Origin of the sequence: Snodgrassella alvi (genome assembly GCF_040741455.2) — a bacterium.
Classification (GTDB): Bacteria; Pseudomonadota; Gammaproteobacteria; order Burkholderiales; family Neisseriaceae; genus Snodgrassella; species Snodgrassella alvi_E.
This window is the reverse complement of sequence record NZ_CP160328.2, coordinates 1,060,513-1,078,362: the sequence shown is the minus strand read 5'-3', so window position 1 is coordinate 1,078,362 and position 17,850 is coordinate 1,060,513. Positions and strand designations below refer to the sequence as shown.

Annotated in this window: 17 protein-coding genes; 13 read left to right on the top strand and 4 right to left on the bottom strand. The window is 45.1% G+C overall.

Annotation, left to right across the window (positions count from 1 at the left end; translation table 11 throughout):
• The first annotated feature begins 97 nt into the window (after nucleotides 1-97).
• Both trpA and accD read left to right on the top strand, forming a co-directional pair.
• Nucleotides 98-883, top strand: coding sequence for a tryptophan synthase subunit alpha (trpA, locus tag ABU615_RS04940; RefSeq protein WP_267404136.1), 786 nt, complete (start codon nucleotides 98-100; stop codon nucleotides 881-883).
• Between the two features lie 67 nt (nucleotides 884-950).
• Nucleotides 951-1,823: an acetyl-CoA carboxylase, carboxyltransferase subunit beta gene (gene accD / locus ABU615_RS04935; protein ID WP_267392133.1), complete on the top strand. Its 873-nt coding sequence runs from the start codon at nucleotides 951-953 to the stop codon at nucleotides 1,821-1,823.
• Nucleotides 1,824-2,771: 948 nt separating this feature from the next.
• On the opposite strand, the gene ABU615_RS04930 is transcribed toward accD, so the two are convergent.
• Nucleotides 2,772-3,128 carry a DUF488 domain-containing protein gene (locus ABU615_RS04930; protein WP_267408547.1) on the bottom strand — a complete coding sequence of 119 codons (357 nt, stop codon included), beginning with the start codon at nucleotides 3,126-3,128 and terminating at the stop codon, nucleotides 2,772-2,774.
• Between the two features lie 203 nt (nucleotides 3,129-3,331).
• Nucleotides 3,332-4,183 carry a DsbC family protein gene (locus ABU615_RS04925; protein ID WP_267408546.1) on the bottom strand — a complete coding sequence of 284 codons (852 nt, stop codon included), beginning with the start codon at nucleotides 4,181-4,183 and terminating at the stop codon, nucleotides 3,332-3,334.
• 325 nt (nucleotides 4,184-4,508) lie between these two features.
• Here ABU615_RS04925 and ABU615_RS04920 point away from each other — a divergent pair, with 325 nt between their 5' ends.
• From ABU615_RS04920 to ABU615_RS04910, 3 genes are all read left to right on the top strand, one after another.
• A complete protein-coding gene (locus ABU615_RS04920; protein ID WP_100157322.1) occupies nucleotides 4,509-5,309 on the top strand; it encodes a 3'-5' exonuclease in 801 nt (266 codons plus the stop codon).
• A gap of 64 nt (nucleotides 5,310-5,373) precedes the next feature.
• The gene (locus tag ABU615_RS04915; protein ID WP_370389310.1) at nucleotides 5,374-6,270 is read left to right on the top strand and encodes a prephenate dehydrogenase; all 897 of its coding nucleotides are present in this window, start codon (nucleotides 5,374-5,376) and stop codon (nucleotides 6,268-6,270) included.
• A gap of 475 nt (nucleotides 6,271-6,745) precedes the next feature.
• Nucleotides 6,746-7,141 carry an ACT domain-containing protein gene (locus tag ABU615_RS04910; protein ID WP_267392138.1) on the top strand — a complete coding sequence of 132 codons (396 nt, stop codon included), beginning with the start codon at nucleotides 6,746-6,748 and terminating at the stop codon, nucleotides 7,139-7,141.
• A gap of 425 nt (nucleotides 7,142-7,566) precedes the next feature.
• On the opposite strand, the gene ABU615_RS04905 is transcribed toward ABU615_RS04910, so the two are convergent.
• Nucleotides 7,567-8,070: a phenolic acid decarboxylase gene (locus ABU615_RS04905; protein ID WP_370389309.1), complete on the bottom strand. Its 504-nt coding sequence runs from the start codon at nucleotides 8,068-8,070 to the stop codon at nucleotides 7,567-7,569.
• Between the two features lie 121 nt (nucleotides 8,071-8,191).
• On the opposite strand from ABU615_RS04905, the gene ABU615_RS04900 reads away from it, so the two are divergent.
• The gene (locus tag ABU615_RS04900; RefSeq protein ID WP_267404145.1) at nucleotides 8,192-9,067 is read left to right on the top strand and encodes a LysR family transcriptional regulator; all 876 of its coding nucleotides are present in this window, start codon (nucleotides 8,192-8,194) and stop codon (nucleotides 9,065-9,067) included.
• Nucleotides 9,068-9,111: 44 nt separating this feature from the next.
• On the opposite strand, the gene ABU615_RS04895 is transcribed toward ABU615_RS04900, so the two are convergent.
• Complete coding sequence (locus ABU615_RS04895; RefSeq protein ID WP_100140483.1) at nucleotides 9,112-9,576, bottom strand: Lrp/AsnC ligand binding domain-containing protein; 465 nt, start codon at nucleotides 9,574-9,576, stop codon at nucleotides 9,112-9,114.
• A gap of 179 nt (nucleotides 9,577-9,755) precedes the next feature.
• On the opposite strand from ABU615_RS04895, the gene ABU615_RS04890 reads away from it, so the two are divergent.
• The 7 genes from ABU615_RS04890 (at nucleotide 9,756) to pheA (ending at nucleotide 17,848) form a co-directional block, all read left to right on the top strand.
• A complete protein-coding gene (locus ABU615_RS04890) occupies nucleotides 9,756-11,012 on the top strand; it encodes a D-amino acid dehydrogenase (RefSeq protein ID WP_370389308.1) in 1,257 nt (418 codons plus the stop codon).
• Nucleotides 11,013-11,160: 148 nt separating this feature from the next.
• On the top strand, nucleotides 11,161-12,069 hold the full coding sequence (locus ABU615_RS04885) for a hypothetical protein (RefSeq protein WP_370389307.1): 909 nt from the start codon (nucleotides 11,161-11,163) through the stop codon (nucleotides 12,067-12,069).
• A gap of 30 nt (nucleotides 12,070-12,099) precedes the next feature.
• Nucleotides 12,100-13,158, top strand: a complete 1,059-nt coding sequence (gene alr / locus ABU615_RS04880; protein WP_370389306.1) for an alanine racemase — start codon at nucleotides 12,100-12,102, stop codon at nucleotides 13,156-13,158.
• 121 nt (nucleotides 13,159-13,279) lie between these two features.
• Entirely contained in the window at nucleotides 13,280-14,437 is a 1,158-nt protein-coding gene (gene dapE / locus ABU615_RS04875; protein WP_370389348.1) for a succinyl-diaminopimelate desuccinylase, read from the top strand.
• Nucleotides 14,438-14,447: 10 nt separating this feature from the next.
• On the top strand, nucleotides 14,448-15,446 hold the full coding sequence (gene argF, locus ABU615_RS04870) for an ornithine carbamoyltransferase (protein ID WP_370389305.1): 999 nt from the start codon (nucleotides 14,448-14,450) through the stop codon (nucleotides 15,444-15,446).
• 34 nt (nucleotides 15,447-15,480) lie between these two features.
• Nucleotides 15,481-16,704, top strand: coding sequence for a multidrug effflux MFS transporter (locus tag ABU615_RS04865; protein WP_267392144.1), 1,224 nt, complete (start codon nucleotides 15,481-15,483; stop codon nucleotides 16,702-16,704).
• A 67-nt stretch (nucleotides 16,705-16,771) separates the two neighbouring features.
• The gene (gene pheA, locus ABU615_RS04860) at nucleotides 16,772-17,848 is read left to right on the top strand and encodes a prephenate dehydratase (RefSeq protein WP_367421402.1); all 1,077 of its coding nucleotides are present in this window, start codon (nucleotides 16,772-16,774) and stop codon (nucleotides 17,846-17,848) included.
• The last annotated feature ends 2 nt before the right edge of the window (nucleotides 17,849-17,850 follow it).

Here is a 17,850-nt window from a genome sequence, read left to right as displayed (position 1 = left end):
CTAGCAGGAATCCCGCTGGTGCTAGAGGCAGCTAGAATAGATGTCCGTCTGGTGTCGCAGCAGCATTGACACACTCCGAAAAGGGTAGATAAGAAAAATGAGTAGAATTCAACAGACGTTTGAGCAGTTGCATGGTCGTACTGCTCTGGTATCGTATATTACCTGTGGCGATCCTAATCCGGTTGCTACCGTAAAGCTAATGCAGACGCTGGTTGCCAATGGTACGGATATTATTGAGCTAGGCGTACCTTTCTCCGACCCGATGGCAGATGGGCCGGTTATTCAAGCCGCATCAGAACGGGCTTTGCGTCAGCATGTGTCACTGACAGATGTGCTGTCCGTGGTGGCACAGTTCAGACAGGATAATCAGACTACACCGGTGGTATTAATGGGCTACCTGAATCCAGTTTTTCATATGGGCTATGCATCGTTTGCCCGTGCGGCTGCTCAGGCTGGTGTAGATGGTGTGTTGACTGTAGATTGTCCGGCAGAGGCAATTGATGATTTGCATGAACAGCTGAAATTACACGGGCTGGATTGTATTTTTCTGATTGCCCCGACTACAACTGATGAACGGATTAAACTGATTGGCAGTAAGGCCAGTGGTTTTGTTTATTATGTGTCACTAAAAGGTGTGACTGGTTCATCACAGTTGGATACAACTGAAGTTTCGCGTAAAATTGATCATTTACGCCAGTTTATTAAGGTGCCTGTTGGTGTGGGTTTCGGTATCCGCGATGCTGACAGTGCCCGCCGTATCGGTGCAGTAGCTGATGCAGTGATTGTGGGCAGCCGCTTTGTACAGACGATTGCTGAGCATGCAGGCCATGAAGCTGAGGCGCTCGCACCGGTAGTGGCCGAGCTGAGACAGGCGCTGGAATAATCTGCGTGCAATCCTAATTCTGCCGCCCGTGAGAAGTATGCGGACGGTAATAACCAGGAATGAAAGTATGAGTTGGTTAGATAAAATCCTGCCACCCAAGATTAAAAAAGATCCTGTGGCCAAATCCGGCGGTATTCCTGAAGGTTTATGGCAAAAATGTCCGTCTTGTGCGGCGACTTTGTATGCCACGGATTTGAAGAAAAACATGGAAGTGTGCCCAAAGTGCGGCTACCATAATCCGGTTTCAGCGCGTGAGCGTATTCACTTGATGCTGGATGAAGGTAAACAGTATGAAATTGGTGCTGATATTAAACCGATTGATATTCTTAAGTTCCGAGACAGCAAAAAATATACAGACCGTCTGAGTACTGCTCGCAAACTGACGCAAGAGGATGATGCGCTGGTGGTGAAGCGTGGCACTATGAATGGCGTACCGGTGGTAATAGCTGCTTTTGAATTCAATTTCATCGGCGGGTCAATGGGCTCTGTTGTGGGTGAACGTTTTGTGCGTGGTGTGCGTGAAGCGGTAAAACATAACTGTACTTTTATCTGTGTGGCTGCTTCTGGCGGGGCACGGATGCAAGAAGGCTTGAATTCGCTAATGCAGATGGCCAAAACCTGTGCTTCTCTGCATCTGCTGACGGATAAATCGCTGCCGTTTATTTCGGTATTGACCAATCCTACTATGGGTGGTGTTTCTGCGAGCTTTGCCTTTATCGGTGATGTGGTACTGGCGGAACCGAATGCACTGATTGGCTTTGCCGGTCCGCGTGTGATTGAACAGACAGTGCGTGAGACTTTACCGGAGGGATTCCAGCGGGCAGAGTTTCTGCTGGATAAGGGTGCCATTGACCAGATTGTCGACCGGCGAGAGATGAAAGAACGTATTGTGCGCCTGATTCAACTGTTACGTTCACAGCCTAGTGCTAATGCAGCCTGAGCGACGGAACTTAATATAAGAATATTAATTTAATACCCGGTCAGAAAGTAATTTTCGGCTGGGTATTTGTTTCAGACAAAGGTTATTTATGTTTCACATGAACTGATTTCCCGAATATGCCAATAATAATATCTGATCTGTCACTGGGAAAAGGTACCACAGTTAAGCAGTTCAGATTGCATTTTTTCCAGTTTTTCATAGATATAATTGTATTTTGACGCAAATTCGACTTGTCATTTTATACATCTATACAAAATGAAGATTGATTATCCATTAGAAATTAATTGTCATTAACACTTTATCTTTGATTGATATTAAAAAATTAGGTTTTTTTCTAACTTTTCTTTAATCAAATGAAAAAAAGAATTGGCTGCATCTTAAGAATCTATACCTTGATGATGTCTATTGATATATAATCAATAAGCTCATGAATATAATAATAAAATGGCAAAGGAGTATTTGTATTAAGGCAATGACATAGTCTACAGCAACTACGCCGTAATAAATTTCGCATTTCAAGATTAGTTTTAACAAGAATTTTTTATAAACATACTTCAAATCCAAGAAACTATTTGGAATCAACCCCATATCTTATGAGGTATTAACAAAATTCTTTTTTCTTATTTCTTTATTCAATTTGCTCAATATTTTATTGATGTAAAAAATTTTATTTTTTCTTATAAAATCCCGGTAAATATTTTCTTAATGGGATTTATTCTAAATTATTGATCTTCATTTACTAACACAATATTTTTATGGTCTTCTTTCAGATTTTTGAGTCTGTTTACTCATGTTTGAATCTGCTCAGCATGACGAACTGAAAACCATCTGGAATCCCAAAGCCTGTGTGTGAAATTACTGTTGCCGCCCAGTGAATTTCCTTTGAAATCTCACGACAATCTTGGATCAATGGCGGTGTCCATATATCAGACAGCTTTTTACTGTTTTCTAACTGTCTCTATTCTGTAATTGTGCCAGTAATATTGGTACATGGCTGTGGGTAATATCTTTAACAGCGGTTAGCAGCCATAATTGCTGGTGCTGCTTATGCAGTTGTTGTAGCTTCTGCAAGTCTTGTTGCTGTTGTGGCTGCTTCAGTTCCTGCTGGTAGCGTAAGCAAAATTCACCATAGCGGGTATCGGGCTGCTGATGTAGCCACTGTCGCAGCTGGCTGGAAGGTGCAACGGTTTTTAGCCATAAAACATTGTTCATTCTGGTTTTGCTGATACCACGCGGCCACAGGCGGTCAATCAATACAGCTGGCTGTTGTTGCTGATAGGTGTAAACCCGCTCAATGTTATACATGGTTGCTGAAAGAGAAGCTAAATTTAATTAATAATAGATATAATAGCTTGTTTTGACAAGATGATGTGCTAGCTTTGATTAGAGTAAGATCTGAGTGTGCTCACTGCTCTTTTCAGACTGTTTTGCTGAATAAATGGATACTACTTTTTCAAAACAGAATAAAAAAGCAGCCGTTTACGGCTGCTTTTGCGTGTGACCAGTTTTTATTTCTGATTTTTGATTAATTCCTGCTCCAGTTCATTTTTACGCATTAGGCCGGAAATGGTTTTGCCGTTCGGAAATACCATGGTGGGGGTACCATCAAAACCAAATTTATTGCCTAATTTCATGGTGTCTTCTACGGGGTTACTGCAATTGGCTACGCTGGCTGGTTCCTTGCCATGACGCATCCATTCTGTCCAGGCGGTGGTGCGTTCTTTCTGACACCATATTTGTACTGCTTTTTTCTGTGCGCCTGGATGTAGATCGGGTACCGGCATGAGGAATGTATAAACTGTGAGGTTATCAATCTGGGCGATTTCTTCTTCCAGTTTTTTACAGAAAGGGCAATCTGGGTCGGAGAATACTGCCATTACCCGTGTGCCGTTGCCACGTACTTCTTTGATTGCTTTATCCAGTGGTAACTGGTCAAAATCTATTTTTGATAAATCACTCATACGTTGCTCCGTCAGATTCTGATGGTGTTTGAGATCAATCAGATTACCCAGCATGATGTAATCGGCATTTTCATCAGTATAGATAATCTGATTACCGGTGATTACCACTTCATATATACCTTTAAATGGAGTGGTATAGATACTCTGAACGTTTAACTCTGAGCTTTTAAATGCTTTTTGCATGTTTTTGGACAGATTATCGCTAATTTTTTTATTGGTTGCGTCATCTACTGCCGCACCAACTGCAGCAGCTTTATTGGCTGATGCTGAGTCACTGATACCGGATTTGGCACTGGCGGTTTTGTCTATATTATGAACGGGAGTACCGTCGCAAGAAGCGAGGACAGGTATGGCCAGTAAAGGAACAAGCCATTGCCATAAGCGGATTTTGTTTATCATAAATGTCTGAGAATGAGTTAATAAGGGGTTATTGATAATCTGTGGCCATTATGCCCAGCCTGAGAAGTATGTGTCAGTATGAGCGTGAAAAATGCTGCTATTTTGTTGCTAAAACAGGCTTAAATCATACGGCAAGTAAATCTGTTTGGCTGCTAGAAAAATGATTCTGAGTTTAGGGTTTTCTGCATTTTTCACTGGTTCTGACTGATTGTGAGTATAAAACAATCCTGACCGTGTTGTAATACTGTTTTGAGGCTAAAACGTATGGCGCGGCTTCTTGCTTCATGCCACAATACTCTTTCGTTAATCAATGTGAACCATTGCCATGAATCCGATTTTGGCTTTCGATATTGAAACCGTGCCTGATGTGGCCGGTATCCGGGTACTTCATCATTTGCCGGCGGAAGTAAGTGATGCCGATGTGGTGGAGTTTGCTTTGCAGCAGCGAAGGGCAAAAACTGGCGGTAATGATTTTATGCAGCTGCATTTGCAGCAGGTAGTAGCCATTTCATGCTGTATGCGCTGGGGGGCAGAAAAAATTCATGTTGGTAGTATTGGCACGCCAGAAGATAGTGAAGAAACGCTGATTGCACGTTTTTTTGAGTTGATTGAAACACATACGCCGCAATTGGTGAGTTGGAATGGTGGTGGATTTGATTTACCGGTGTTGCATTATCGTGCGCTAATTTATGGTATCAGTGCCGCCCGTTACTGGGATATGGGGGAAGGGGATTTTGGTGACAGCCGAGATTTCAAATGGAACAACTATATCAGCCGCTATCATGCACGTCATTGTGATTTGATGGATTTGCTTTCTCTCTATCAAGCGCGAGCCTGTGTTCCGTTGGATGATATGGCTAAGCTGTGTGGTTTTCCAGGTAAGCTGGGGATGGATGGTAGTAAGGTCTGGGCTGCATATCAGCAGGGAGAATTAACCCAGATTCGGCAGTACTGTGAGACAGATGCCGCTAATACTTATTTAATGTATCTGCGTTTTAATCTGTTGCGTGGTTTTCTGAATGCCGATGAATACGAACAGGAAATCCGTGGTCTGAAGGTTTACCTGAAAGGATTGCAGGCGCCGCACTGGCAGGAATTTCTGGATGCATGGGGACGGCCACTCTGATGATGAAAGCTGATAAGCCGGACACGGTAATGATGTTGTGGATAGAATGATTGCTGAGATAAGTATGCATAAGCTGGTGCTGATTGGGGTAGGGCTGATAGGTGGTTCGCTGGCACTGGATTTAAAACGGGCGGCACGGGTGGAAGAGGTGGTTGGCATTGATATTGATGCTGACAATCTGACGCGGGCTTTAGAGCGACGTGTAATTGATTGTGCCTACGAATGCATTAATGCAGAAAGTATGGCTGATGCCGATATGGTGCTCATCGCTACGCCAGTTAATACTTTGCCGATTATCTGTCGCCAGCTTGCGCCATTTTTGCCAGATAGATGTATTGTCACTGATGTGGGCAGTACTAAGCAGCTGGCTTTGCAGGCTTTTGCTGCTGAGTTGCCACAGCATTATGAGCGCTGTGTGGCGGCACATCCGATTGCTGGTTCCGACCGTCATGGGGCGCTGGCGGCACAGTTTGGCTTGTTTGCTGCAAAAAAATGTATTATCTGTGCTCATGAGCAGCAGGATAAAACGGCTTTGCAGGCTGTGGAAGCAATGTGGCAAGCGGTGCAGGCGCAAATTTATCATCTGGATGCAGCCAGACATGATGCGATTTTTGCTGCTGTAAGCCATTTGCCGCATATGCTGGCTTATGCCTATGTGCATCAGCTGGCGGAAGCAGCTAATGCGGATGAGCTGTTACAATTTGCTGGTAGCGGTTTTCGGGATTTCACTCGAATTGCTGCCAGTCATCCGCAGATATGGACGGATATTTGTTTGGCGAACCGACAGGTGCTGGCTGGTCTGCTTGAGAAACAACAGCAGGAGCTGGCATATTTGAAGCAATGCCTGCAAGATGGTGATGCGCAGAAGCTCACGGCTTTTTTTGCAAAGGCTCAGAAAATCCGTGAAAGCTGGCAAAATGAGCAAATTCAGGCTACAGCAGGTGTGCCGGCAGGCAGATAATACCTTGGTATGGCTAAGTGATAGTAAGATAAAGTCTTTTTTGATATTTTTTCAGCACAAGTTAGATGCAGTTAATGAATTTTGCGGTATTTTTAATTAAAATAACCTTATTTTGTCGAATTAATACAAAATATGACTTGCTATGCAGGCGTAGTTGAGGCATAATTCGCTTCGTTAAATCAGCTCCTAGTTGGTTTAACAGTTTCTCCTCTATTTCTCCTTTGTAGACTTGGCGCACACTTAACCGTGTGCGCATTTTTTTATCTGTTTTTTATTATGCTAACGGAATTTTTATAAGTCATATTCGACTCGCCTCTTAGCTGTATTTTGTTTGTTACTAAAGAGGTGCATTCTGGATATTTGGTTTTAAATAGCGAAGTGTTGTCGGAAAGCCAGAAAAATATACGCCTAAGCTTTTGTTGGTATATGAATGCTGTTAGGATAGTTGTTTTATATTTAGACTCAGGGGAAGATTATGTCTGGTGAAAGTAATTTGCATGTTTTGCTCCAATCGGCAGCGCCGCAGCATAATGCGGGCAAATATGTGTTCTGTACCGTAAAGCAGCCGGTGGCTGAATTGCTGTCTGCTGCTGTGGCTACTGTGCAGGAAAGTGAGGGAACTACGCTGATTCTGCCTCAGGCTGTGGCTGATGAGCATCAGCTAAGCTATGACTATGTTGCCGGCTGGATTACCTTGAAGGTGCATTCATCTCTGTCTGCTGTAGGACTTACCGCCGCTTTTTCTCGCGCTCTGGCACAGCAGAATATCAGCTGTAATGTTGTGGCCGGCTATTATCATGATCATATTTTTGTTGCAGAAACTGATGTAGCACCGGCTTTGGATATTCTCAATCATTTGGACAAAGCATAATAATAATATATGACCGGCTTAAATCATGATTTTGCGTTGGCAAAAATCATGATTTGACTATATTTCGATTTTGTTAATTTGTTAACATAGGTCGGGTTTATCAATATTTTTAGTTGCTTGAAAATAGTTATATAGATTGCTTAATTTCATTCTCAATTTCAAGGCTTTGTCTCGGCCTTAGTACAATTTCATTCTGATTTACATACTATTTGATAAAAATTAGGTCTGCTATGTGCTGAAGCTTCTAAATCTATATGTTCGATATTTGAAAGCATGTTTTACCAGCAAAAATAAAGTAGTGTGCAGTGTGATGGAGATGTTCTGAATATTTAAAAAAAGTATTGCTGCGAATGGTTGTTACTGGCTTGAGGATGAAAAAACAGGGCGGAAAATTTAATTTCCGCCCTGTTTTCTGAAGATATTAATTAAAGATTATTCGGAAAATCGGCTGGCAGTTCGCTGGCAGGACAGTTAATGATGCTTTCATCATTTTCACCACAATCACGGATGAAGGTAATGGTGGCAAATTCATCAATTACTTCCGTAGGATAGGCCGGACCAGCTTCTCGGTAAGCTTCCATTTGTGGAATATGCTCATTCTGGAAGCAAACGGTTTTTTCCGGATTGTTGATTATCCAACGTGGGAAAAAGATGGTGCCGTGGAAGATTTTGTCGGCCAGGTTGACGCTCAGGCTGACGTCGGTACCGGTTGGTTCGGTCCATGAGATTTTGTATACATTTTCAGCCAGCCGTACTAGATAGACTTTTTGACTTTTTACCCAACGATTGCCCACTATGCCACTGTGAATGCGGTAATCGATTGTGGTGGCATTTTTCACGTATATTTCGTAGTTCCAACCATTATCATAGGTGTAAACCAAATGTTTTCCTAGAATATTGCTCAGATCGTTTTTATCAAATACAGACATTTTTTTCCTTTCAATTAAAAGATATTTTGATTAAATGGATAAGTGAAGTTTAAACAGGTATGGACCAGATGAATAACGTTATTTTTGAGATAAAATGTTCTAAAATTTCGATTGATTCGCGATGAAAACAACACTGGAACAATGGCAGCTTTTACAGGCTGTGGTGAGCTATGGCAGTTTTGCCCGTGCTGCGGAAGCCTTTAACCGTAGCCAGTCTTCCCTGAGCTACCAGTTGACGTTAATGCAGGAACGGCTGGGTGTAACGTTGCTGACTATTGTTGGCCGCAAGGCAGAGCTGACAGCGTCTGGTCAGCAGCTACTGGCACAGGCCTTGCCTCTGTTGCAGGGGTTTGAGAAGCTGGAAAACCGTTCCCGTGCGCTGCAACGCGGTGAGCGGGCACGGCTAGATTTGGTGGTGGACAGTATTTTTCCTAAAACGCGTCTGTTTACAGTTTTACGCCGTTTTCAACAGGTTTATCCCTCTACCCAAATTCATCTGACTGAAGTGCTACGAAGTGAAAGCTGTGCTGTGCTTCAACAGCAACAGGCGGATGTCTACATCATCACGCCGAGCGCAGAAATGATACGTCAGGGAAAGTTATTGCTGGAGGTGAACTTTGTAGCTGTGGCGCAGCGTGAGCATCCGCTGCTGACTTTGCCGGCACCACTGGGTCAGGATGTGCTGGTTCGCTATCCGTTGATTGAGATTGTTAGCCGCGAACAGCAGCAGCTACCCTACCGGCAAGTAAGTGCAGCAGAAAACTGGACGTTCACCACAATTGAAACGGCTATTGAGGCTGTAACTCAGGGTGTAGGCTATGGCTGGCTGCCGGAAGAGCGGATTCAGGCGCAGTTGGCCAGTGGGGAATTACAGGTTTTACCATTAAAATATGGTGTGCGGCGTGCTACGCCGGTATATTTGTTTTTGAATCAGGATGAGGCTCAGCTGGACAATGAAACAGCGTTATTGGTCAGGCTGATTCAGGATAAAGTATGAAAGAAGGCTGATTATTCAGTCTTAGAATAGCTAGTGCTATGATTTTATTCTAGGTGTAGTAGTTGTTCTTCTTTTACTTCTTCCATTACCACATAACTGCGGCTTTCGGCTGCCGCAGGTAGCTGGAGCAATATATTGCCCAGCATATTGCGGTAGGCGTGCATATTGGGCAATCTCACTTTAATTAGGTAATCGTATTCGCCAGATATGAGATGGCATTCCAGTACTTGCGGAATGGTCAAAACTTCTCGTCGGAAATCCTCGAAGATGTTGCCGGATTTAGAACGCAGTTTGATTTCGACAAATACCAGCAGGCTTTGATTCAGGGCACGTGGATTCAGACGAGCGTGATAGCCGGTAATGATGTTTTCACGCTCCAGCCGCCGTACTCGTTCGGTAACCGGTGTGGTAGACAATCCTACTTTATCGGCCAGTTCGGTCATGGTGGTGCGGGCATTTTTTTGGAGTAAGGACAAAATCTTCATGTCCACTTTATCAATCTGGTGCATGATTAATTTGTAGTTTGAATGTGATAAATTATTAAAATACACCTTTTTTTGGTAAAAATAAAGTGAAATTCACTATCATTCTTTGTTTAAACTAGGAGAAGTTACTAAACAGTTTATTTTCAGGATTCTGCCATTAAACAGCCGCGATATTCCGGTTTGATTTTCAGGGAGCTAATGTAATGAAAGTTCTGATTATGGGGGCAGGTATTGTTGGGGTAAGCACTGCCTGGTATTTAGCCAAGGCCGGTCATGAAGTAACAGTGCTGGAGCGAGCTGATCAAGCAGCAATGGAAACCAGTTTTGCTAATGCCGGCCAGTTATCCTATGGCTATACCACGCCGTGGGCTGCACCAAGTATACCAGCCAAAATAAGTAAGTGGTTGTTTAAAGAACATTCCCCGCTGCTAATCAGGCCTGATGGCAGTCTGTTTCAGCTACGCTGGCTGTGGCAGATGTATCGCAATTGCAATGCGCAAAGCTATGCGACCAATAAAGAACGTATGGTTCGTATTTCAGAATATAGCCGAGAAATGTTGCGGCAGCTTGAAGCTGAGGAGAATATTCAGTACGAAGGATGCCGGCAGGGTACGTTGCAGATTTTCCGTACCGAAAAAGAAGTGATTGACTCGCGCTCGGATATTGCTGTTTTACAGGATTTTGGTGTGCCGTTGCAGATACTAAACAGCGTGACGGAATGTACGCAGTATGAACCGGCATTGGCTCATATGGCCGGCAGGTTAGCTGGTGCTCTATATTTGCCTCAAGATGGTACTGGAGACTGCCATTTATTCACCACCCGTCTGGCTGAGAAATGTGAGGCGCTGGGGGTAAAATTTCTGTATCGGCATGCGATTACTGATATCCGGCAGGATAAGTGTTCGATTAAAGGGGTAGAGGCAAATGGTCAGTGGTTTAATGCGGACCATTATGTTTGTGCTTTGGGAAGTTTCAGCCGCAGTATGATGCGTAAACTGGGAATAAATTTGCCTGTCTATCCGGTAAAAGGTTATTCACTGACAATTCCCATCATTGATAAGGATAAAGCTCCCGTTTCTACGGTGATTGATGAAACCTATAAGGTGGCTGTGACACGTTTTGATGAACGCATCCGTGCTGGTGGAATGGCTGAATTATCGGGTTATCGTATTCATTTAAATCCGGCTCGCAAGGTGGTGTTAGATTTAGTGGTGAATGATCTGTTTCCTGGCAGTTGCCATACATCGGAAGCTTTTTTCTGGAGCGGCCTGCGGCCGATGACGCCGGATAGTACGCCGATTATCGGTGCCAGCAGGTTTGTGAATCTGTCGCTGAATACTGGCCACGGTACGCTGGGTTGGACGATGGGGCTGGGTTCGGGAAAAGTTTTGGCAGATATCATTAGCGGAGTGAAGCCGGAAATTGAAACTGGTGATTTGTCGTTAGCTCGATATGTGTAGATATGTCAGATAGTTCGGTCTGGTGTTAAAGTCTGTGGCATACACAGGATGTAAAAAGTTTTATCATTACGGTTAATATATTATTAATCTGACAGGCGCCAATTTTCCGGCCGGAAAATGTAGGTTATCCTGTTGAAAAGGTTTGTATATGGCTGACGATAAAATTTTGTTGCTGGAAGTTGCGCCTGTTGGCAGGATTATCGAATTCAATCCTCAGACGGGAGCACACCAGATTCTGGCTGATGATCTGCATGATTTTCCAGATGGAATTGCTGTTGATATCCACCATCAAAGATTGTTTTATTCTAGTATGGGTCGAATAAAAGAACCGGATTCTCTGGAGTTTTTTCAGGCCGATGGAATGATTGCTGAAGTTTCGCTCGACGGACAGCAGCGGCATGAGCTGGTTGGACATGGTTTGTTTGTTACCGGCAAGCAACTGGTGTTTGATGAAGATGAGGGTCAGCTTTACTGGTGTGACCGTGAGGGAATGCGTGTCTGCCGCTATGATTTGCAAAGCGGAAAAACGGATGTACTGGTACAAACTGGGTTATATCCGCGAGATGCGCATGACTATGCGCGCCATTGTGTGGGCATTGCATTGGATAAGCAGCATAATTATTTTTACTGGACACAGAAAGGGCGGCCGAAAGGCGGAGAAGGTCGTATCCTGCGAGCCCATCTGCAGACGGAAGCTGAATTTGATGCTGCGACCCGCAGCGATATTGTGACGGTACTGGATAATCTGCCCGAACCTATTGATCTGGAAATAGACCATGTCAACCAGATGCTGTACTGGACGGACAGAGGTCTCGATGCTGCTGGAGGAAACAGCCTGAATTGTGCAGCTATCTGCGCAGACGGTCTGAGAGACCATCAGGTATTGGCTACCGGTTTACAGGAAGGAATCGGACTGGCTGCGGATTTTGTCCATTCGCTAATCTATATTACGGATTTGGGTGGTAATCTGTGGCGTTATGATATACAGCAGCGCGGGCCTTTGTGTAAACTGGCACAGTTTGGTCCGCTTACCGGCATTGCTTTACTGAAACAATAATATGACAGACATCAATACAGGGGATCAATAATGCGTCCGTTAGTTGCGCATATTCGTTTAAATCATTTGCGTGATAATTTTCTGGCTCTGAAACAGATGCATGGCGGCGGCAGAATGCTGGCTGTGGTGAAGGCCAATGCCTATGGCCATGGGGCGGTACGTTGTGCACAGGCGCTGGCTGATGTGGCCGATGGTTTTGCAGTAGCTTGCATCAACGAGGCGGTAGAGTTGCGTAAAGCGGGTATAGAAATACCTATTGTTATGCTGGAAGGTGTTTTTGCGCAGGAAGAATATGCACTGGTTGATCAATATCGATTGTGGCCGGTAGTGGGTAATTTATGGCAGCTGGAATCATTGTTGGCGTACAACTGGCAAAAACCGGTAACGGTATGGCTGAAAATGGATTCGGGCATGCATCGTACTGGTTTTTTTCCGCATGATTATGCACCGGCCTATCAGGCACTGGCTCAAAGTGATAAGGTAGCTGAAGTGGTTAAAATGACTCATTTTGCCTGTGCTGATGAACCCATGAAAACCATGACTGCAGAACAAATTCACACGTTCGAGATGGTATGTGCCGATTTGCCTGGAGATGTCAGTTTGGCCAATTCTGCCGCGATAATGGCGTATCCGCAAACCCAGTGCGGCTGGGGACGTGCTGGTTTGGCGCTGTACGGAATTTCGCCGATGGGTGGAACTGACAGCCGCTTTAAGCCGGTGATGCGGCTGGTAAGTAAAGTATTTGGTGAGCGTGTTTTGCAGATGGGAGAGCCAATCGGCTATGGTGCCAGCTTTGTGACTTCACGTTCAACCCGCGTCGGGTTGGTGGCTTGCGGCTATGCTGACGGTTATCCGCGTCGTGCGGCAACGGGTACACCTGTGGCCATAGATGGAGCACGTAGCTGTGTTTTGGGGCGAGTTTCTATGGATATGATGACAGTACAGCTGGATGACCACCGCCAGTCTCTTGGCAGCGAAGTTGAATTATGGGGCGATGTGGTGAATGTCAATGAGGTGGCTGCTGCTGCCGGCACTATTTCCTATGAGCTGCTGTGTAATGTTAAACGGGCGGAAATGGTATATGAATAAGATGCCATGGTTTGTCAATTTTTGGGTAAATGTTTGGCAAGACAGAAAATTTGGTTTATAAAGATGTAATATGTTTTCAGGCAGCTGTGCAAGCTGCCTGAAGTTATTTTTTATTGAGTTTATGATAATGGAAATAGAAACACTGAAACTGGCCAAGGCATTGATTGCACAGCCGTCTGTCACACCAGATGATCATGGCTGCCAGCCTCTGCTGATGAGCAGGCTCAGCGCACTTGGTTTTAACATTGAAACCATGCGTTTTGGAGAGACCGATAATTTTTATGCGCGATGGGGCAATCAGGGGCCGCTGATATGCTTTGCCGGGCACACCGATGTGGTACCGGCCGGTGATGAAAGCCGCTGGAACTCGCCTCCATTTACGCCGACAGAGCGTGAAGGCAAATTATTTGGCCGCGGAGCTGCTGATATGAAAAGCAGTGTCGCGGCTTTTGTTACTGCCTGCGAACGCTTACTGCTGCAACAGCCGGATTTGCCACTGCGTTTGGCTATGCTGATTACTTCAGATGAAGAGGGTGATGGACACGATGGCACCAAACGTGTGGTCGAAACCCTGAAACAGCGTGGTGAACTGATTGATTATTGCATTGTTGGTGAGCCTACTGCAGTAGATACACTGGGTGACATGATAAAAAACGGCCGGCGCGGCTCGTTATCCGGCACATTGCGGGTATACGGCCGGCAGGGACATGTGGCTTATCCGCATCTGGCCGCCAACCCTGTCCATTTAGCAGCGGCAGCACTGGCTGAACTCACTGCCATGCACTGGGATGATGGTAATACCTATTTTCCTCCTACCGGTTTTCAGATTTCCAATATACATGCCGGTACTGGTGCCACCAATGTTATTCCAGGCGAGCTTACTGTGCAGTTTAACTTCCGTTTTTCCACTGAATCCAGTGCCGAAAATCTACGTCAGCGTGTACACACTATCTTAGATAAGCATAATTTACACTATGATATAGACTGGACATTGTCCGGACAGCCTTTTCTAACGACTGCTGGTCGTTTAACCGACGTAGCTCAGAAAGCCATCAAGTCTGTTTGCGGTGTGGATGCCGAGCTTTCTACCACGGGCGGTACTTCTGATGGCCGTTTCATTAAAAACATAGCTCGGGAACTCATTGAGCTAGGGCCGGTTAATGCGACCATTCATCAGATTGATGAGTGCGTGGATATTACTGCGCTGGCACAATTATCGGCAATATATGAAAACATGCTTCAGCAGCTGGCTTGGCCTGATGCCTGCCTACATAAATAAGGAGAAAATAATGAGTACGGTGAACCAGAATCATTTTTTAAAACTGCTGGACTATACGCCAGCTGAAATTCAGAATCTGCTCGACCTAGCGGCGAGACTGAAAACCGAAAAGAAAATCGGTGTGGAACAACCCCGTCTAAGCGGTAAAAACATTGCTCTGATTTTTGAGAAAACTTCTACCCGTACCCGTTGTGCCTTTGAAGTGGCAGCACACGATCAGGGAGCACATGTAACTTATCTGGACAGTAGCGGCAGTCAGATTGGTCATAAGGAAAGCATTCGTGATACCGCACGTGTTCTCGGCCGCATGTATGATGCGATTGAATACCGAGGTTATGGTCAGGAGATTGTCGAGCAGCTGGCAGAATTTGCCGGTGTGCCGGTGATTAACGGATTAACCAATGAATTTCATCCGACACAGATGTTGGCTGATTTGCTGACTATGAAGGAAAACTGTAAAAAACCTCTAAACCAGATTGCTTATACCTATGTGGGTGATGCGCGTTACAACATGGGTAATTCTTTGCTGGTAGCCGGTGCCAAAATGGGAATGGATGTACGCATCGGCGCACCACGTGCTTTCTGGCCAAACGATGATTTAGTCAGTCAGTGTCGTAGCATAGCTGAGCAGACTGGAGCGCGGATAACTTTAACCGAAGATGCAGCCGCCGCAGTCGATCAAACCGATTTTATCCACACTGATGTCTGGGTATCGATGGGTGAGGCCAAAGAAGTGTGGCGGGAACGGATAGAGCAGCTAAAGTCTTATCGCGTAGATTCACAGTTACTGGCTGCTAGTCACAATCCCAATGTTAGATTCATGCACTGTTTGCCCGCTATTCACAATCGTGATACCGGCATAGGTCAGTGGCTCTTTGAAGAGTTTGCTCTGGATGGTGCTGAAGTGAGTGAGGATGTATTTGAAAGTAATGCATCTATCGTATTTGAGCAGGCAGAAAATCGTATGCACACCATCAAAGCTGTACTGGTGGCATTACTGAGTACCTGAAAGGTTTAGCCTGCTGTCAACGGAGAGAATGGTTATGAAAGCAACCTCCAATCAGTTATTAATCAATCCGCATCATTTGGCTTTTTTATTGTCAGTGATGGTGGCCATTATGCCATTTTCTACAGATATTTATTTGTCTTCTGTGCCGGAAATGGCTTCTTCTCTGCATGCACCTATCGATCAGATTGAACGCAGTTTGGCCAGCTTTATGTTTGGCGTGGCACTGGGACAACTATTTGGGGGAGCAATATCCGATATTAAAGGACGTAAGGTTATTGCCATGATTGGCCTGAGCGTTTATCTGCTTTCAGCCATTGCCATTGTATTCATTGATTCAGCAGATGAGCTGCTGTTTTGGCGCTGGATTCAGGCCATTGGTGGCGGCATGGCCACGGTTACTGTTGGCGCAACCGTGCGTGATTTTTTCCATGGTAATGAAGCTGCAAAAATGTTTGCCACCATTGGTATCATTACCCTTGCTGCTCCATTAGCTGCACCGATGCTGGGTACGGCGCTGGCGGCATTAGGTGGGTGGCGTGTTATTTTTATCTTTCTGTTGCTTTATGCTCTAATTGTGCTGCTATGCGTGTGGCGCTTTATGCCGCAGGTCAAAATGGATATTCAGCCGTTAGATAGTCAGGTATTTCATAAGATAAAACAGAATTTTTCAATGGTTTTCCATGAGCGCGAGGCATTGGGATTCATGTTTTTTCAGACTGCTGCGTTTGCGGCAATGTTTGTTTTTCTCACCGAATCGTCTTTCTTATACATGAATATCTATGGCCTGAGTCCGCATGAGTATTCATGGGCATTCGGTGCCAATGTGATTACCATGATGCTGTTTAATCGGATCACAGCTTACCGTCTGCGTACGACGCCGGCACGCAATATTCTGCTTAGTGGTGTGCTGCTACAACTAGGCTGTAATTTACTGCTGACCATCGTGGTGTGGAGCATGAACCGGCCACCATTTTTTCTGCTATTGGGTCTAATTATGTTTTCCATCGGTTCACAGGGTTTAATTGGTTCCAATACTCAGGCTTGTTTTATGAGCTATTTCCGTAAAATCGGTGGCAGTGCCAATGCCGTACTCGGAACCATGCAATTTTTGATCGCCGCTACTGTTGGCTGGCTGACTACCTTGCTGCATAATGGTTCGACTCATGTGATGCCCACCATGATGTTGATTTCTACTAGTTGCGGTGCCATTTTACTATGGGCTCTGTCGCGCACTGCGTGGCAGAAAAAGCACCGTTGATTATGGGCAGCCGCAGCAGGCTGCCTTTTTCATGTTTTTCTGAACAACAATTAAAACACTACTAATTATGTCTGATAACGATAAACTCAAACCACATCGCGATGCCATAGACCAGATAGACAGCGAAATTTTGCGCTTACTGAACAAGCGTGCCAGCCACGCACAGGCTATCGGTACTTTAAAAGGAGAAGGAATCGTCTATCGTCCTGAACGCGAAGCAATTGTTTTGCGCCGTATACAGGAACAGAATCCTGGGCCACTATCCAGTCAGGCGGTTGCCCGTTTACAACGAGCCATTATGAGTGAATGTTTGGCGCTGGAACGACCTTTGACCATTGCTTATCTTGGTCCGCAGGGTACCTTTACCCAGCAAGCAGCGATCAAACACTTTGGTCAGGCCGCGCAGACACAGCCATGCACTTCAATAGACGAAGGATTTCGTCTGGTAGAGGCGCAACAAGCCGATTATGTTGTCACGCCAATTGAAAATTCGACCGAAGGTTCCGTCGGGCGCAGCCTAGATTTGTTGGTAACCACACCATTAAAAGCTTGTGGTGAAGTTAATCTACGCATTCATCATCAATTATTGCGTATCATCGATTCCACAGAAAACATTACTAAAGTTTATGCGCATGCGCAGGCACTAGCACAGTGCCGAAGCTGGTTGGATAAAAATCTGCCCGAGCAAACAGCTCGCATTGCGGTTGCCAGTAATGCCGAAGCAGCACGGCTGGCTGCTGCTGACAGTAGCGCTGCCGCCATTGCTTCTCTAATGGCAGCAGACCATTACCAGTTGCGGATACTGGCTCAGAATATCGAAGACGAACCCAACAATACAACCCGTTTTCTCGTACTTGGGCGCAATGTCACCACTAGTAGTGGGCGCGATAAAACCTCATTGATTGTAGCTGCACCCAACAAAGCAGGTGCCGTACATGATTTGCTCCAGCCTTTTGCAGACCATCATGTATCCATGACCAAACTTGAAAGCCGCCCCAGTCGTGGTGGATTATGGGAATATGTTTTCTTTATTGATATTGAGGGCCATCAGCAAGATGCTGATGTAGCCGCCGCATTGACTGCCTTACAGCAACGTTCAGCATTCCTAAAAATAATCGGTTCTTATCCGCAGGCAGTAATATGAAT

Excerpts from the sequence above, each read along its gene's own strand:
- trpA (WP_267404136.1), top strand. The coding sequence starts at position 98 with ATGAGTAGAATTCAACAGACGTTTGAGCAGTTGCATGGTCGTACTGCT.
- accD (WP_267392133.1), top strand. The coding sequence starts at position 951 with ATGAGTTGGTTAGATAAAATCCTGCCACCCAAGATTAAAAAAGATCCT.
- ABU615_RS04930 (WP_267408547.1), bottom strand. The coding sequence starts at position 3,128 with ATGTATAACATTGAGCGGGTTTACACCTATCAGCAACAACAGCCAGCT.
- ABU615_RS04925 (WP_267408546.1), bottom strand. The coding sequence starts at position 4,183 with ATGATAAACAAAATCCGCTTATGGCAATGGCTTGTTCCTTTACTGGCC.
- ABU615_RS04920 (WP_100157322.1), top strand. The coding sequence starts at position 4,509 with ATGAATCCGATTTTGGCTTTCGATATTGAAACCGTGCCTGATGTGGCC.
- ABU615_RS04915 (WP_370389310.1), top strand. The coding sequence starts at position 5,374 with ATGCATAAGCTGGTGCTGATTGGGGTAGGGCTGATAGGTGGTTCGCTG.
- ABU615_RS04910 (WP_267392138.1), top strand. The coding sequence starts at position 6,746 with ATGTCTGGTGAAAGTAATTTGCATGTTTTGCTCCAATCGGCAGCGCCG.
- ABU615_RS04905 (WP_370389309.1), bottom strand. The coding sequence starts at position 8,070 with ATGTCTGTATTTGATAAAAACGATCTGAGCAATATTCTAGGAAAACAT.
- ABU615_RS04900 (WP_267404145.1), top strand. The coding sequence starts at position 8,192 with ATGAAAACAACACTGGAACAATGGCAGCTTTTACAGGCTGTGGTGAGC.
- ABU615_RS04895 (WP_100140483.1), bottom strand. The coding sequence starts at position 9,576 with ATGCACCAGATTGATAAAGTGGACATGAAGATTTTGTCCTTACTCCAA.
- ABU615_RS04890 (WP_370389308.1), top strand. The coding sequence starts at position 9,756 with ATGAAAGTTCTGATTATGGGGGCAGGTATTGTTGGGGTAAGCACTGCC.
- ABU615_RS04885 (WP_370389307.1), top strand. The coding sequence starts at position 11,161 with ATGGCTGACGATAAAATTTTGTTGCTGGAAGTTGCGCCTGTTGGCAGG.
- alr (WP_370389306.1), top strand. The coding sequence starts at position 12,100 with ATGCGTCCGTTAGTTGCGCATATTCGTTTAAATCATTTGCGTGATAAT.
- dapE (WP_370389348.1), top strand. The coding sequence starts at position 13,280 with ATGATAATGGAAATAGAAACACTGAAACTGGCCAAGGCATTGATTGCA.
- argF (WP_370389305.1), top strand. The coding sequence starts at position 14,448 with ATGAGTACGGTGAACCAGAATCATTTTTTAAAACTGCTGGACTATACG.
- ABU615_RS04865 (WP_267392144.1), top strand. The coding sequence starts at position 15,481 with ATGAAAGCAACCTCCAATCAGTTATTAATCAATCCGCATCATTTGGCT.
- pheA (WP_367421402.1), top strand. The coding sequence starts at position 16,772 with ATGTCTGATAACGATAAACTCAAACCACATCGCGATGCCATAGACCAG.